We start from the raw sequence: 15,213 nt of genomic DNA on the forward strand, positions 1-15,213 counted from the left end.
ATGAAGCCCGCCTTCTTCCACGTCCTCTGTGCCCTCTCCCTGCTGGTGGCCGCGCCCGTGCTGGCGTCGGGCGGGCCACCCCAAGGCCTCAGCGCCTTGGGTGTCGTCGTGCGCGCGGGTGCCCGGACGCCCCTCGCGGGAGTGAGCGTCGTCGCCACCTCGCCCGTGCTGGCGGAGCCTCGCACCACGGTGACGAACGCGGAGGGGGCGTATGGGTTCTCGAACCTCGCGGAGGGCGTCTACTCGCTCCGCTTCGAGAAGGAGTCCTTCCAGACCTTCGTTCGAGCGGACCTCACGGTGATGCCCGGCAAGCAGGTCCGCGTGGACGTGGCGCTCTCGCCAGTCACACCCTCCCAGCCGCTCGTCCTGGCGCAGCCCTTGCCTGACGACCGCGAGCGGGCGCCCGCGTGGACGTTGCAGCACCTGCCCGTGCTCGTGCCGGATGGCGCGTGGCAGGCCATCTTCCGCGCCTCGCTGGGCAAGCCGGTCTCCGGCATCGAAACCCGGGGCTTCGGGGTGAACCCCACCATCGACACGGAGGAGTCCCGCGTCTCGGAGTACCCCGTGGCCGCGGACACCAGCACCTACGCGGTGGCGCGCGACTACCTGTCCCGCGACATCCTGCCCGGTGAAGGCGTGGTGCGGACGGAGGCCTTCATCAACAGCTTCGACCTGGGGAGTGAAGGCGAGCCATATGGTCCCTTCCTGCTCCACGTCGAAGGCTTCCCGTCGCCCAGCCGCAAGGGCTACCACGTGGTGCGCGTCACCGTGACGGCCCGCGAGGCCGTTCGCGAGGTGGGCGTCCAACTGGAGTTCAACCGAAAGGCCGTCGCCCGGTACCGGTTGGTGGGCTACGAGTACCTGTCCCCGTCTCCGGAGCCGCTCGGCAGTGGCGAGGAGATGAAGATGTTCCCGTTGGAGGCGGGGCAGTCCATCACCGCCATTCACGAGGTGAAGGTGCAGGGGCCCTCCATCGCGTTCGGGCTGCTCCGGGTTCGCTACGAGCAGGGCACCTCCCGGAGCTGGCGCCGCGTGCAGATGTTGATGCCGTCCAGCACGTTGCGCTCGGAGTACAGCCGCGCCACGGCCTCCACGCGTCTGGCCTACGTGGCCTCCGCGTTCGCGGAGAAGCTGCGGGGCTCCTTCTGGACGCGCACGCTGGACTGGCCCCGCCTGCTGTCCTTGTGGGAGGGCATCGGGGAACCGCTGCGGGGCCGCAAGGACGTGGTGGCGCTGGGCTCGCTCATCCGCAAGGCGCAGGCGCTGGACACCCGCAAGGAGCGCTTCGAGCGGCTCATGCCCTCCGGAAGCTCGGACTTCGACGACGTGCCGTCCCTGGGGAACTGAGCCGCTCCAATGCTCCGCCGGCTCCTGCCTACACTCATCGCGTTGCTGCTGGGCTTCGTCGGGTTGGCCTGGGGCCTGGGCTATCTCCAGCGCATCTTCGCCGCCGAGCGCGACGACGCGCAGAGCTCCCTCGACTCCCGCCGCGAAGCGCTGGAGCAGTACGCCCGTGCCTCGCTGGCCCAGTCGCTGAGGGACCGGTTGGAGTCGGCCCGCGCCGCGTTGGAGACCGCCGCGCAGGATCCGCTCGCTCCGGCCGCGGGCCTCTACCTGCGCGAGCGCGGCACCCAGCTCCTGCCCCGGCTGGCCCTTCACGACACGGCGGACGACACGCCCGCGAAGGAACGTTACGCGGGCCTGCGCGCCGGAACGGAGCGGGCGGACGAGGTGGAAGACCCCTGGGCGGAGCGGCTCGCGTTGATTCGCGAGGTCGACCGGGCGCTGACCCGGGGCGACCGCCGCGCGTCCACCGTGGCGCTCATGGCGCTGCTCCAGCACCGCTCGCAGTACGTCCTCGCCTCCACGCGCGACGTGCCCGGCTTCCTGGTGGTGCTGGAGTCGCTGGCGGAGCGCGGCGACCCCGTGCCGCAGTTGATGCACTCCCTGGTGCGCGACGGGCTGGCGGACGGACGGAGCGGAAGGCTGGATGGGCTCCAGCGCCTGCTGCTGCTGCGCCGCGCGCGCTTCACCCATGCGGACTTCGCCTTCCTGCACGGGCGCATCGTGGCGCTCTCCAAGAAGGTGGGCGTACCGGTGGCTGACTTCGAGGCCCGCGCCGCCGAACTCGCCGCCGAGCCCCTGCCGCTGCCCGAATCCCTTCCGGGGCCCGTGTTGGTGCGCAGCGGGTGGTACCTGGAGCCGCGCGGCGGCCGTCACGTGCGAGGCGTGGCGGTGGACGCGGGCGCGCTGCTCCAATCCCTCACCCAGGAGATGCGGGAGCGCGGGCTGCTCGAATCAGACGGGCAGGTGCGGCTGCTGGCGGACGCGGAGGTGCTGCCCCTGGAGGCGCTGCCGCTGTCCGTGGACACGCCGGAGTGGGCGCGGGCGCAGGGCGCGCTGGAACGGCGCTACCGGTTGAAGACGGGCATGGTGGCGCTGTGCGCGGTGCTGGCGCTGGGCATCGCCGCGCTGGCCTTCGTGGCCCAGCACCGCAAGCTGCGCTTCCTCGAACTCAAGAGCGACTTCGTGGCCACGGTGTCGCACGAGCTGCGCACGCCCCTGGCCTCCATCCGGCTGCTGGCGGAGACGCTGGAGTGGCGTCTGGCGGAGGGCACGGACGCGCGCGACTACCCGTCGCGCATCGTCCGGGAGGCGGACGGGCTGGGCTTCCTGGTGGAGAACCTGCTGTCCTTCAACCGCATCGACAAGGGCCGCTGGGTGCCCAGGCTGGAGCCGGTGCGCCTGGACGAACTGGTGGCCCAGCTTCGCCGCGACCTGGAGTCCTGGTCCAAGGTGCCGGTGGAGTTGGAGGCGGACGTGGGCGAGCGCACCCTGCGCGCGGATGGGCAGCTCCTGCGCCTCTTGCTCTCCAACCTCGCGCGCAACGCCTGTGCCTACAACACGCGCAGCCCGGTGCGCCTGCGGGTGGAGGCCCTGGACGACGGACGGGTGCGCTTCTCCGACAACGGCGTGGGCATTCCCCAGGCGCAGTGGGAGCGCGCCTTCGAGGAGTTCGTGCGCCTCCCCGGGCAGGGCGTCAATGCCCCCGGCAGCGGCCTGGGACTGGCCCTCTGCCGCCGCATCATGCGCGTTCACGGCGGCACCCTTCGGGTGGCCACCTCCAGCCCCGAAGGCACCACCTTCGAGCTTCGTTTCCCCCACACGGTGACGACATGACCTCATCCGTTCCGGCGCTCCTCCTGGTGGAGGACGACGCCAACCTGCGGCTCGCGCTGCGCGACAACCTGGAGAACCAGGGTGGCTACCGGGTGGAGGAAGCCACCTGTGTCCGCGAGGCCCGCGAACACCTGGGCCGCGGTGACTTCCAGCTCATCCTGCTGGACGTGATGCTGCCGGACGGCGACGGCTACACCCTGTGCCGCGCGCTCCGCGAAGAAGGCGTGACGACGCCCGTGCTGATGCTCACCGCGCGCACGCTGGAGGACGACGTGGTGCGCGGCTTCGAGTCCGGCGCGCAGGACTACCTGGGCAAGCCCTACCGGCTGCGCGAGCTGCTGGCGCGGGTGGGCGCGTTGGTTCGCCGCTCGGGCGCGGCGCCCGTGAAGGGCCTGCGCTTCGCGGGCTACCGGTTGGATTTGGACCGCCGCAAGGTGGAGACCCCCGAGGGCACGCCGGTAGAGCTGACACGCAAGGAGTTCGACCTGCTCGCCTTCCTGGTGCGTGAGCGCGAGCGCGTGCTGCGCCGGGATGAAATCCTCGACGCGGTGTGGGGCCGCGACGTCGTCGTGGACCCGCACACGGTGGACAACTTCGTCTCCAGCTTGAAGAAGAAGCTGGGTTGGAACAGCACGTCGCGCTTCGCCATCCAGACGGTGCGCGGCGTCGGCTACCGCATGGAAATCGAAGCGGCCTGACGTCAGCGGAGCGGGTTGCGGCGCAGCCGCTCGGACAAGGCATCCAGCTCCGCCTGCTGGGGCGGCTCGGCGCGCGCGCGGGCCGCGTCGATGAGCGCCGGCGTCTCCGGGGCGTCCACGCGGAGCAGCGCGTTGGACACCGCGCGCCGCACGTCTCCGTCGGTGCCCAGGTACACGCGCACCAGGGCCTCCGCGGCCACGCGGCGGATGGCCCCTTCCTCCGAGCGAGCCTTCACGCCCGGCGTCTTCCAGGCCCACACCGAGCCGGCATCCCCCAGCGCGCGGGCGATGTGCCGCATGCGCTCGCGGTCCGGCCGGGCATCCAGGGCCTCCGCCAGCGCGCGCGTCGCCACCAGCCGCCGGCACAGGCCCAGGGCATCGAGCGCTGCTTCACCGCGAGGTCCCTCCTGTCGCGCGAACGCGATGAGCGCGTTCGCCGCATCGAGGGTCTCCAGCCGCGCCAGCGCCCCCGCCGCCGCGTGCAGGACCAGGGGCGGGGTGTCCCGCGCCTCGAGAAGCTCCATCCACAAGGGCGCCAGTCGCGCATCCCGCAGCGCGCCCGTGGCCTCCACCAGTCCCACCGTGAGCGCCAGTCGCGCGGACTCCCGCATGGGAAGCGATGACTTGTCCTGGGACGGAAACGCGAGCCGCTCCACCATGGGCCACAGTGCCTCGGGGCCGAGCGCCCGCAGCCCCGGCGCCGTCGCGGCCAGGGTGGCCTGCTTCTTCGCATCCATCGCGTCCACCCGCGAGGCGGCGACCGCCAGACGGAGGAACGCCTGGGGATGGGTTCGGCGGGCCCGGGTGATTTGCTCCTGAAGCAGGTGCTTCCACGCCGGGTGCGGCGTGGGGGCTTCGGTGGCCTGTGCGCTCAGCGCGGCCAGCAGCACGGCGGCGCCAAGTCCCAGTGGCAATCCGCGTCTCATCGGCCGCCCTCCCACCACTTCACGTTCGGAACCTGCCGTGCCGCCTGGGTGGCGCAGTGCACGTCGCCTTGCATCAGGTGGAAGGGGTCCCAGGCATCCACCCAATGCACGTGGATGCCGTACGCGCCGAGCGCCTGCTCGAACTGGACCTTGAACAGGTCCTGCCCGTCGATGATGGGGCCATGGGGGTCGGGCGCGACGACCTGCGTGGGCGTCAGCGACAGCAGGTTCAACGTCGCGGGTTGATACGCCGTCACGCCCTCCATGGCGTTCTGGAAGAGGAAGGGGACGCGGACGATGTCCTCCTCGGTGAGGCCCGTCGCCTCCTGGAGGATGGAGAGCTGCGTGTCGATTTCCAGCGCGGCCACGGCGCTCGCGTCCATCAGCTCGGGGTTGTCGAGCACCTCGGCGATGCGCGTCTCGGCGGGAACGGAGTACGCCCAGCTCAACCCCTCGAAGAGCTTCGCGTCCCCATGTCCCCGCGCCTGGGCCTCCTGGAGCATGCGCCGCGCGAGCGCGGGGTCGGCCACCAGCGCAATCCATCCGCGCGACGTGGGCGCGGGCAGGAAGCTGAAGGTCTCGTCCACGTGGTCCACGAACAGCCACGACGTGTCCACGTAGACGGGCGGCTGCATGCCCTGGGCCTCCAACAGCTTCGTGAAGCTGGGGTCGGGCTGGTAGTCGGGCCGGGTGTCGGGGCCTCGGCCACGGAACATCCGGCCCAGGGGATAGCGCACGCCGTCCTTCTCGTAGGGCGGGATGACCTCCGTGTTGCCGAAGGAGTTCAGCGTCTGGGAGGCCAGTGACATGCCCGGCTGGTACTGCTGGACGGCGGCGCGGTCGGGGCCTCGCAGCCAGAAGGCGATGCGGCCCGCGGCCCTGAGCGGCGCGTTCTCCGAGGTGTCGTAGAAGTGAGGACCCCGGTAGTGGACCTGGATGACGTGCTGGCTCCCTCCCGGGGCGGGCATCGACATGTAGGCCGGCTCGAAGTAGTCCTGGGGCCAGAGGTCGTCGACCGCGAACTCCGAGTACACCATCCGCTCACCGGTGCTCGCGAGCACGCCGCCCAGGTCCTGCCGGAACTGCGTGGCCCCGGTGCTGCCCAGGGGCTTGGAGACGAAGACGTTCCACGCGGGCGTGAGGTGATGGAACAACACCACCGGCGCGACCCGCATGCGGACGGTATCGGTGAACACCGGGTCGTGCGGATTGTTGCGGCCAATGGTGAGCACCACGTCCGCGAACCCGTCCCACTCCTCGAGGTCGCGGACGATGTCACGCCCTTCGATGGCCAGCTCCACGCCGCGCCGCACCTCGGCCGTCGTGAGGAACACCGTGTCGGGGAAGGCGCCGGAGACGAACTCGCCCCGGACGCGCTTGAACAGCCGCACCTTGCTGCTCGCGGCGCCCGACACGCTGACGGAGCCCACTGTTCCGGCGGGCGCCTTGCGCCAGGGGACGGTGCGCAGCCGCGCGAGGTCCTCCAGGTCCGCCTCGCCGTTGACCACGTCGTCCGCGGCGTCGTTGCACTGCGCCAGCGCGGTGTCGCTGATGCGGTCGGGGTCCATCGAGAAGGGACAGGCCCGCTCATCGTCATCGATGTTGGCCAGGAAGATGGCGCCGCGCTCGGCGGTCCAGGTGTCCTCGCCCTCGTCTTCCGAAGGGTTGTCGAGTTCGACGATGCCGTTGCGATTCACATCCGCGCGCAGGTCGACCACGGGCCGGAAGGGGCCTTCGAGCGGGTCCTGGGCGCCAGAGCCCGGTCCTGTGTCATCGGCGGTGGGGACACATCCGCTCGCCAACGCGAGGACCAGCGGCAGCGCACGGAGGGGCGGGGGTGGCGACATGAGGGGTCTCTCGGCCAGGGGACGCCATCCTGCAAGTCACGAAGGCGTGGGCCGAAAAGCCGTTGCGCCAGGAAACAGTCCTTTGACTTCGAACCCACCTGCCAGGTCCGCATTCCTGTGGCGTAACCTCTGACGCCCCGCGGTGTTCCCCCTGGTGTCATGCGCCTTCTGTCTGTCGGATTCCTGGCGGTCGTCGTGCTCTCATGTGCGAGCACGCCTCACCCCGCACCTGGAGGCGCGCCAGCTCGGCCCGCCTTTGATGAGGCGCGCGCGGTCCACGTCCTGCGGCGCCTGGCGTTCGGGCCATCGGCGCAGTCGCTGGCGGAGATGCGACGGTTGGGCGTGGAGGGCTGGATGGCGTCACAGCTCGCCCGTCCGGGAGCGCCCTTGCCGCCGGAGCTGGACGCGAAGCTCCAGGCGCTGCCCACGCTGACGATGTCCATGGCGGAGCTGGCGCGGGACTATCCGCCCAAGAAGCAGCGGGAGCAGGCGCTGCTCGACGGACGCGAGCTCCAGCGCCCCGCGCGCATCGGCCTGGAGCAGTCGGCCGCGAAGCTGCTGCGCGCGGTGGAGAGCCCCAACCAGCTCGAAGAGGTGCTGGTGGACTTCTGGTTCAACCACTTCAACGTGTCCGCGGACAAGGGCGCGGTCCGGTGGATGGTGACGTCCTACGAGCGCGACGCCATTCGCCCGAATGTCTTCGGCAACTTCCGGGAGCTGCTCGGGGCCACGGCGCGCCACCCGGCGATGCTCTTCTACCTGGACAACTGGCGCAGCACCCGGGACGGCATGCCCGAGCGCATGTCGCGCGACGCCCTGATGGAGGACGACGAGGCCCCGGAGCCCACCGAACCGAAGCCCGGCCTCAACGAGAACTACGCCCGCGAGCTGCTGGAGCTGCACACGTTGGGCGTGGAGGGTGGCTATACCCAGCAGGACGTGCGCGAGGTGGCGCGGTGCTTCACCGGCTGGAGCATCCGCCAGCCGCGCAAGGCGCCCGCGTTCTTCTTCCGCCGCCGAGCGCATGACGCGGAGGACAAGCAGGTGTTGGGGCAGCGCATCCCGGGGAGCCGGAGCGAGGCGGACGGCGAGCACGTGTTGGACCTGCTCGCGCGGCATCCCTCCACCGCGCGCCACGTGGCGACCCGGCTGGCGCGGCGCTTCGTCTCGGACGCGCCTCCGCCCGAGCTGGTGGAGCGGGTGGCGCAGGTGTTCCTCGCCTCGAAGGGCGATTTGCCCACGGTGTATCGCGCGCTCTTTCAGTCCCCGGAGTTCTTGGCGGAGGCGGCACGTGGCACGAAGGTGAAGACACCCTTCGAGTTCGTGGTGTCGGCGCTGCGCGCCACGGACGCGGAGGTGACGGTGCGGCCCCGCCTGGTCCAATCGCTGGCGAAGATGGGCGAGCCGCTCTTCCGCGCACCGGCGCCCACCGGCTTCCCCGAGGTGTCCGCGCCCTGGGTGAACAGCGGCTCGTTGGTGGCCCGGCTCAACTTCAGCCTGGAGCTCGTCTCCGGACGGATGCCGGGGACGAAGGTGGCGCTCCAGGCCCTGGCGACACCCGCCGCGCCCACGGAGGAGGCCTGGGTGGACGCACTGGGTCATGCGTTGCTGGGCGCGCCCCCCTCACACGAGACGCGCGCCACCATCCTGGACGCACTCTCCCAGCGAGCGGAGGCCGCCAGTGCGGTGGGCGAGCAGCGTCCGGTGGACGTGCCGCTCATCGCGGGGCTGCTGCTCGGGTCCCCGGAGTTTCAGAAGCAGTAGGCATGCGCTTCCTCCGTGGCCTTGCCTCCGCCCGAGGAAGCGTTGAATTCCCTCACACGGATATCGGCGGAATCTCTTTCGCGCTCTTTCGTTCACGTGCGCGATGAGTTGCTCTTTGAAGTGCGAAGTCGAATGGAAGCGCTGGCCTGGTGTGGAAGCAGGCGGCAGGCGGCCCATTGCCCGGTCGTGGGCACTCCTCGTGCTCGTGCTCCTGACGGGCTGCCCGCTCGCGGAGAACTACACCGACGATGCGGGGCCAAGGTACAGCGGGGACCACCGGCCACCGGGCCCCGTCGCGACCGAAGTCCCTTCCTCGGTCACCTTCGTGGCCTTCAACCTCGCCTTCTCCGAGAACGTCACCGAGGCCATCACCGCCCTCAAACGCCCGCCGCTCGCGGGGGCGGATGTCATCGCGATGCAGGAGATGGACGCGCCCTCCGTGGACCGCATCGCGAAGGAACTCGGGCTCACGTACGTCTACTACCCGGCCTCCGTGCAGGTGGATGGCGGTGACTTCGGCAACGCGGTGCTGAGCCGGTGGCCCATCACCGAGGATTGGAAGATTCACCTCCCTCATGATGACCCGTACCACCAGCGCCGCCGCATCGCCGTGGTCGCGACGGTCGACATCCAAGGGTCGCTCGTTCAAACGGTCTCCGTTCACAACGCGACGCCCATCGTCGGGCTCGGCGGACGGCTCGACCAGACGGAAGCCCTCATCGACGGGGTGGACGGAAGAGGGCCGCTGCAAGTCATTGCTGGCGACTTCAACACCTCCGACCCGGGGAGCCTCCGGCAGACCGTGAAGCTGTTCTCGGACCGGGGCTACCAATGGGCATCACAAGGCGTGGGTGACACCGTCGACTCCGTGATTGGCGGCTTGCCGCTCGACTCCATCTTCTCCCGAGGGCTCTCCCCGCTGGAGCGGGGCGTGGACAGACGTCCCTCGGGAAGTGACCACTACCCGGTCTGGGTGCGCTTCGCGTGGCAGCCATGACGCCGCGACGCGCACTGTGTCTGGGTGGGCTGCTCCTCTGCACGCCGGGTTGTCTGAGCGGACCTCGGAACCTGGGCGCGGCCACCACCCCAGTGGGGACGACGGACATCGGCGTCTCCGTGAACGGGCTTGCCTTCGAGCACGGACGGGAGCGGGCCTACCTGCCCAACCCCGAGCTCACCTTCCGCAAGGGCGCGGGCGACAACTGGGATTGGGGCGGCCGCCTCACGCTCCTGGGGCTCGAGCTCGGCACCCGGCATCGGCTGCTCGATACGGCCTCGTGGACGCTGGCCGTCGCCCCGAGCGCGGGCCTCTGGTACGTGCCCGTCACCAACAACTACTCGGAGCCCGTCAACTTCCGCTTGGGGGCGCAGGCGCTGCTCGACTACCGCCTCCATCCCCGGTGGACCCTCACCGGCGGCGCGTCGTTGATGGGCGCCGTCGCGGGGCCACTCACCGCCTTCCAAGGCCGGTTCAGCGGGACGAACCTGCTGGCCGCGCCCGGCGGCTCGCTGGGCGTGGCGTTCCGACTGAGCCCGTCGCTCGAGCTGCGAGCGGAGGGCGGCTTGGAGCTGCCGTTCGACCTGCGCGGCGACCGCCGCCAGACGACGGGCCATGCCGGGTTGACGCTGCGCTGGCGCCGCGCCGACCGGCGGTGACGCAGGGGCGCCGCGCCCGTGGCGTCGCGCGGCGCTACGCGGACCCCTGCTGAAAGTTCAACTCAGTGACGTTGGGCCCGGGATTGCCAGGCTGTGAGGCACTGGGCTCGGCCCGCGGGGCATGAGAGGCGGCGGCGCCGTCCTGCTAGGGACGGGGAGGGGCTCGCCGCCGCATGCTCGTCTTCGAAATCATCGTGGGGCTCCTGCTCGCGGGGGCGGGCCTCACGGCGTTGTCGCGGCGCCTCGGCACGCCCTATCCGGCGATGGTGGCGCTCGCGGGGGCCGTGCTGGCGCTCGTCCCCGGGACGCCGACGCTCGTCCTGGACCCCGAGCTCGCGTTGACGCTGTTCGTGGCGCCCGTGCTGCTGGACGCCGCGTTTGACGCGTCCCTGCGCGACCTCCGGGCGAACTGGCGCACCGTCGCGGGGCTCGTCATCGGCGCGGTGGCCTTCACCATCGTCGTCGTCGCGGTCGTGGCCCACCTGTTGGTTCCGGGAATGCCGTGGGCCGTGGCGATCGCGCTCGGTGCCATCGTGGCTCCGCCCGACGCGGCGGCGGCGACGGCCGTGCTCAAGCAACTGCGACCTCCGTACCGGCTGCTCGTCATCCTCGAAGGGGAGAGCCTCTTCAACGACGCGAGCGCGCTCCTCGTCTACCGGCTCGCGGTGGGCGCCGCGCTCGCGGGGACGCTGTCGCCGGGACATGCCGTGCCGCTGCTGCTCGTCGTCACGGTGGGCAGCGTTCTGCTCGGGCTCGTGTTGTCGCGAGTCGTCCTCCGGGTGACCGCGAGGATTCAAGACGTCGCCATCGCGGTCGTGGTCCAGTTCTGCGGGACGTTCGCCGTCTGGTTGCTCGCGGAGCGGCTCCACCTCTCCGGCATCCTGACCGTCGTGGTCTTCGCCATGGCCACCGCGCGCCGCGCGGCGGAAGTCACCCCGGCCCGCGTCCGGCTGCCTTCCTATGCCGTCTGGGAATTCGCCGTGTTCGTGCTGAACGTCCTGGCCTTCATCCTGGTGGGCTTTCAATTGAAAGACATCCTGGGCCGGTTGGATTCGCGCACGCTGCTGGAGTACGTGGGCATCGCGGCCACCCTCTGCACCGCGACGATGGTGGCCCGCATCGCGTGGGTGTCCGGCGCCTCGGCGTTGGCCCGCTGGCGAGCGCGCCGCTGGGGCGGGCGCAACGCCGCGTCCGCGCTGTCGAAGGAAGCCGCGGCGGTCGTCGGGTGGTGTGGCATGCGAGGCATCGTGACGCTCGCGGCGGCGCTCGCGCTGCCCACCGGAGGGCCCGATGGACCGGCGTTTCCCTTCCGCGACCTGATTCTCTTCACGGCCTTCTCCGTCGTGCTCGGCACGCTCGTCGTCCAGGGCATGACGCTGCGCCCGTTGATCAACGCGTTGGAACTCGAGGTCGACGATTCCGTGGAACGGGAGATACGGCTCGCCCGGGTCGAAACGCTGCGGGCCGCGCTCCAGGCCACGTCCGAGCGGCCTGACGCGGAGATGTCCGGACTGCTGCGCCGCCGCTACGCCGTCCTCCTCCATCGCGCCGAGGCGGACCTCGCCAAGGGGGGCCGGGGGGCACACGGCGACGGCACGGACGCGGGGCGCGCCTTCGAGGTGGACCTGTCCATTGCCCGCGGCGTCTCCGCGGCCGCGCGGCACCGGCTCGTCACGCTGAGGGCGGCCGGCACCATTGGCGACGCGGCCTTTCAGCGCATCGAGCAGGAACTCGACGTGGAGGAAATGGACCTACAGTTGCTCACCACGGGCGCGGCCACGGAAGAAACATGAGGGGCGGCAATCATCTCCGAATCTTTTCGTACATCCGCCACCATGTCCCGAATGCGCCCCCTTCGTCTCGCAGCGGTCCTTGCATTCCCTTTGCTGCTCACCGCGGCGGCCCCGGTGGAGCCCACCACGCAGTGGCTGGCGCGTCCTTCGGAGGCCGCGCGCATCACCCGGGTGGAATCGGGCCTGCCGCCGCTCCAGATCCCGGGCGAGGCGCCTCGCACGTTGTCGCTCCAGGAGTGGATGGCGCTCTACAAGATTCCCGGTGTGAGCATCGCCGTCTTCGACAAGGGCGCGCTCGTGTGGGCGAAGGCCTATGGCGTGCGCGAGGCGGGAGGCAGCGCGCCGGTCACGCTCGAGACGCTGTTCCAGGCGGCCTCCATCAGCAAGCCCGTGACGGCGCTCGCGGCGATGCACCACGCGGAGAAGCGCAAGTGGTCGCTCGACGCGGACATCAACGACAACCTCGTCTCCTGGAAGGTGCCGCAGAACGCCTTCACGCAGGAGCAGAAGGTGACGCTCCGTCGGCTGCTCTCCCACAGCGCGGGGACGACGGTGCATGGCTTCGCGGGCTACGCGGCAGGCGCACCGGTTCCCACGACGCGGCAGGTGCTCGACGGTGAGGCGCCCGCGAACAGCAGCCCCGTGCGGGTGGACACCGTGCCGGGCACCCTGACGCGCTACAGCGGCGGCGGGACGACCATCGTCCAGCAGATGCTGGTGGACCAACTCCAGAAGCCCTTCCCGCGAATCATGCGGGACACGGTGCTCGCGCCGCTGGGGCTCAAGAACAGCACCTATGAGCAGCCCTTGCCCAAGGCTTTGGAGTCCCTCGCCGCCGTGGGGACTCTCTCCGATGGCACGAGCGTGGAAGGCCGGTGGCACACGTATCCGGAGTTGGGCGCGGCGGGGTTGTGGACCACACCCTCGGACCTCGCCCGCATCGCGCTGGAGGTCTCCAAGGCGTCGAACGGCAAGTCGCGGCGCATCGTGTCCCCCGCCATGGCGAAGCAGATGCTCACGCGTCAGTCCGAAGCCTTCGGCATTGGCTTCATGCGCCGAGAGGGGAAGGCGTGGTTCGGGCATGGCGGCTCCAACGCGGGGTATCGCGCCACCCTCATCGCCTTCGCGGAGTCGGGCAGCGGCATCGCCGTCATGACCAACGGGGAAGAGGGCTCGCGCCTCATCGACCGAATCCTGGTCAGCGCGGGGGCGGAGTACGGCTGGAAGGACATCGAAGCCCAGGATGAAAGCCCCGGCGGGACGGTGGACCTGCTGGTTCGGGCGAAGGGCGCGGAGGCGGCCATCGCCTGGTACAAGGCGCAGAAGGCGGCAACGCCGGAGGCCGCGAACCTGTCACCGGCCATCCTCAACGACGTGGCCTACTCGCTCCTGCGGTCGAAGAAGCTCGACGATGCGCTGAAGGTCTTCGAGGCCAATGTCGCGTTCTACCCCGACGACTCCAATGCCCATGACAGCCTGGGCGAGGGCTACGCCGAGGCCGGGCGGAAGAAAGAGGCCATCCACCACTACAAGAAGTCGCTGGAGCTCAACCCGAAGAACGACAACGCCGTGAAGCAACTGAAAGTGCTGGGGGATGGGGGGCGCGACCTCCACTGAGTCGAGGCCGCGCGTGTTCGCGGATTGCCCCCGCGCCAGACGCCTTCATAAGGTGCGGGCTCACCTCTAGAAGGAACCTCGGGATGCCTCACCGGTTCGTTGCCGCGCTGGTCTGCGCGCTCGTTGTTGCTCCGTTGGCCGCACCGGCGGCCAACCCGGAGCTGACGACCCGCCTCGACGCCCAACTGGAGCGCAACCGCGCTCGCTACGGTATCGCCGGGCAGGCGGTCCTGATTCGCCACAACGGCGAAGTCGTGTATCAGGCCGCCCGTGGCGAGAAGGACATCGAACGCCACGCGCCAGTCTCCGCCGACACCATTTTCGACGCGTATTCGTTGGCCAAGCTGCTGGCCAGCACCTTGGTGTTGCAGTTGGTCGAGCAGGGGCACCTCGAACTGGATGCACCGGCCGGCCGCTACCTGCCGAACCTGCCCGTGGCGTGGCAGGACATCCGCGTGCGCCACTTCCTCAACCACAGCTCCGGTGTTCCGGAGTACTTCGAGATTCACCAGGGCGCGGTGGTGTCGAAGGTCGGCGTCGGTTTCCCACCCACGCTGGACGCCGTGTTCGCGAGCCTGTCCGACACCCCGATGCGGTTCGCCGCCGGCAGCAGCAACCGTTACACGCAGACCAACTTCCTGGTGCTGACCGCGCTGCTGCAAGCGCACCATCGCCAGCCCTATGCGACCATCGTGCGCCAGCGCATCCTGAAGCCACTGCGCCTGCGCAATACTTGGCTGGGGCCCGCCGGTGTGCCAGCCGCGCGTCTGGCCACCGCCTACATCGGCAAGGACGGTGCTCTTCAACGAGAAGAGGATGTCGCCTGGCCCGCCTATGCGCGGGGCCACGCGGGCCTGCACACCACCGTCGGCGATCTCGATCGCTTCCTGCAAGCGCTGGTCGCCGGCAAGCTGGTGAGCCGGGCGACGCTGCAAACCCTGCTGCAGCCGCACCCGCTCAGCACGGGGCGCGACAGCGGGTTTGTCAGTGGTTGGGAGCTGGGGCAAAGCGGTGCTTACCGGCAGGTGAGCCACGACGGCGGCACCCGCGTCCGCGCTCGCGTGTTGTTCAAGGACACGTTGGACGGGGACACCTGGACCTTCGTCTATTTCACCAACGGCAGCGCGCGCAACGCCTGGTCGCGCACGCTGGTGGACAGCACCATGGCGCAGGTCGCGCCAGCGTTGTTTCCGCGCGAGACGCTGTCCGAGCGCATGTTCACCCATGCCCTCGCCGATGATGGCGGCGACGATGCGGCGCTGAATGCCTGGCTGCGTGACAGCAGCGGCATTCCGGCGAAGGAGCTGGAGCGAGAAATCAACGGCGCTGGTTACGCCATCCGGGAGAATCTCGGCAATGGCCCGGCGCTGAAGGTGTTCTCCCTCAACACCCAGCTTCACCCGAAGTCGGCCAATGCCTGGGACAGCCTGGCCGAATGCCACGCCGCATTGGGCGATGCGGAAACCGCGGCCACGCTGTACGCGAAGTCGCGGCAACTGGCCGAGGCCGCGAAGGCGAAGCCGTGACCGAGCGAGCGTCGCGCACCTCGGTTGACGACGGTGCTCACGGACGTTGAGCGATGGCCCTTGGTGGACGTGGGCCCAGCCCCAGCGTGACGAGCAGGGCCCGTCACACCGGGGCCGATGGAGGTCAAGACATGCATGCGGGCCATCGGTGCCCGCACGCAGGTGGCGCTCCACGACGCGATGAGAGAAGCCCTGGCGAGACCGTG

At 70.2% G+C, this 15,213-nt stretch carries 11 protein-coding genes; 9 read left to right on the top strand and 2 right to left on the bottom strand.

The features are described from left to right. The 3 genes from A176_RS02280 to A176_RS02290 are packed head-to-tail and all read left to right on the top strand — an operon-like array spanning position 1 to position 3,878. Positions 1–1,347, top strand: coding sequence for a YfbK domain-containing protein (locus tag A176_RS02280; RefSeq protein WP_226994163.1), 1,347 nt, complete (start codon positions 1–3; stop codon positions 1,345–1,347). Between the two features lie 9 nt (positions 1,348–1,356). Then, positions 1,357–3,180 (top strand): sensor histidine kinase, encoded by a 1,824-nt coding sequence (locus tag A176_RS02285; protein WP_002636992.1) that lies wholly within the window; start codon positions 1,357–1,359, stop codon positions 3,178–3,180. Further along, positions 3,177–3,878 (top strand): response regulator transcription factor, encoded by a 702-nt coding sequence (locus tag A176_RS02290; RefSeq protein WP_002636991.1) that lies wholly within the window; start codon positions 3,177–3,179, stop codon positions 3,876–3,878. Before A176_RS02285 ends, A176_RS02290 begins: the two co-directional genes overlap by 4 nt. Positions 3,879–3,880: 2 nt before the next feature. On the opposite strand, the gene A176_RS02295 is transcribed toward A176_RS02290, so the two are convergent. After that, complete coding sequence (locus A176_RS02295; protein WP_002636990.1) at positions 3,881–4,804, bottom strand: HEAT repeat domain-containing protein; 924 nt, start codon at positions 4,802–4,804, stop codon at positions 3,881–3,883. Beyond that, positions 4,801–6,651 carry a protein-arginine deiminase family protein gene (locus A176_RS02300; RefSeq protein WP_044889770.1) on the bottom strand — a complete coding sequence of 617 codons (1,851 nt, stop codon included), beginning with the start codon at positions 6,649–6,651 and terminating at the stop codon, positions 4,801–4,803. Before A176_RS02300 ends, A176_RS02295 begins: the two co-directional genes overlap by 4 nt. A 159-nt stretch (positions 6,652–6,810) precedes the next feature. Here A176_RS02300 and A176_RS02305 point away from each other — a divergent pair, with 159 nt between their 5' ends. The 6 genes from A176_RS02305 to A176_RS02330 all read left to right on the top strand — a co-directional run bounded on the left by A176_RS02305 (position 6,811) and on the right by A176_RS02330 (position 15,007). Beyond that, on the top strand, positions 6,811–8,415 hold the full coding sequence (locus A176_RS02305; protein WP_002636988.1) for a DUF1800 domain-containing protein: 1,605 nt from the start codon (positions 6,811–6,813) through the stop codon (positions 8,413–8,415). A 199-nt stretch (positions 8,416–8,614) separates the two neighbouring features. Beyond that, the gene (locus A176_RS02310; protein ID WP_226994164.1) at positions 8,615–9,412 is read left to right on the top strand and encodes an endonuclease/exonuclease/phosphatase family protein; all 798 of its coding nucleotides are present in this window, start codon (positions 8,615–8,617) and stop codon (positions 9,410–9,412) included. After that, the gene (locus A176_RS02315) at positions 9,409–10,071 is read left to right on the top strand and encodes a hypothetical protein (RefSeq protein WP_226994165.1); all 663 of its coding nucleotides are present in this window, start codon (positions 9,409–9,411) and stop codon (positions 10,069–10,071) included. Before A176_RS02310 ends, A176_RS02315 begins: the two co-directional genes overlap by 4 nt. 173 nt (positions 10,072–10,244) lie before the next feature. Further along, positions 10,245–11,864: a Na+/H+ antiporter gene (locus tag A176_RS02320; protein ID WP_002636985.1), complete on the top strand. Its 1,620-nt coding sequence runs from the start codon at positions 10,245–10,247 to the stop codon at positions 11,862–11,864. A 42-nt stretch (positions 11,865–11,906) separates the two neighbouring features. Continuing rightward, the gene (locus A176_RS02325) at positions 11,907–13,481 is read left to right on the top strand and encodes a serine hydrolase domain-containing protein (RefSeq protein WP_044889768.1); all 1,575 of its coding nucleotides are present in this window, start codon (positions 11,907–11,909) and stop codon (positions 13,479–13,481) included. Between the two features lie 83 nt (positions 13,482–13,564). Then, on the top strand, positions 13,565–15,007 hold the full coding sequence (locus tag A176_RS02330) for a serine hydrolase domain-containing protein (RefSeq protein ID WP_002636983.1): 1,443 nt from the start codon (positions 13,565–13,567) through the stop codon (positions 15,005–15,007). Positions 15,008–15,213: the final 206 nt, after the last annotated feature.

Source organism: Myxococcus hansupus, assembly GCF_000280925.3.
In the GTDB taxonomy this organism is placed as follows: Bacteria; Myxococcota; Myxococcia; order Myxococcales; family Myxococcaceae; genus Myxococcus; species Myxococcus hansupus.

Coding starts and splice junctions, on each gene's coding strand:
- A176_RS02285 (WP_002636992.1), top strand. CDS start 1,357: ATGCTCCGCCGGCTCCTGCCTACACTCATCGCGTTGCTGCTGGGCTTC.
- A176_RS02295 (WP_002636990.1), bottom strand. CDS start 4,804: ATGAGACGCGGATTGCCACTGGGACTTGGCGCCGCCGTGCTGCTGGCC.
- A176_RS02330 (WP_002636983.1), top strand. CDS start 13,565: ATGCCTCACCGGTTCGTTGCCGCGCTGGTCTGCGCGCTCGTTGTTGCT.
- A176_RS02305 (WP_002636988.1), top strand. CDS start 6,811: ATGCGCCTTCTGTCTGTCGGATTCCTGGCGGTCGTCGTGCTCTCATGT.
- A176_RS02325 (WP_044889768.1), top strand. CDS start 11,907: ATGTCCCGAATGCGCCCCCTTCGTCTCGCAGCGGTCCTTGCATTCCCT.
- A176_RS02315 (WP_226994165.1), top strand. CDS start 9,409: ATGACGCCGCGACGCGCACTGTGTCTGGGTGGGCTGCTCCTCTGCACG.
- A176_RS02320 (WP_002636985.1), top strand. CDS start 10,245: ATGCTCGTCTTCGAAATCATCGTGGGGCTCCTGCTCGCGGGGGCGGGC.
- A176_RS02300 (WP_044889770.1), bottom strand. CDS start 6,651: ATGTCGCCACCCCCGCCCCTCCGTGCGCTGCCGCTGGTCCTCGCGTTG.
- A176_RS02280 (WP_226994163.1), top strand. CDS start 1: ATGAAGCCCGCCTTCTTCCACGTCCTCTGTGCCCTCTCCCTGCTGGTG.
- A176_RS02290 (WP_002636991.1), top strand. CDS start 3,177: ATGACCTCATCCGTTCCGGCGCTCCTCCTGGTGGAGGACGACGCCAAC.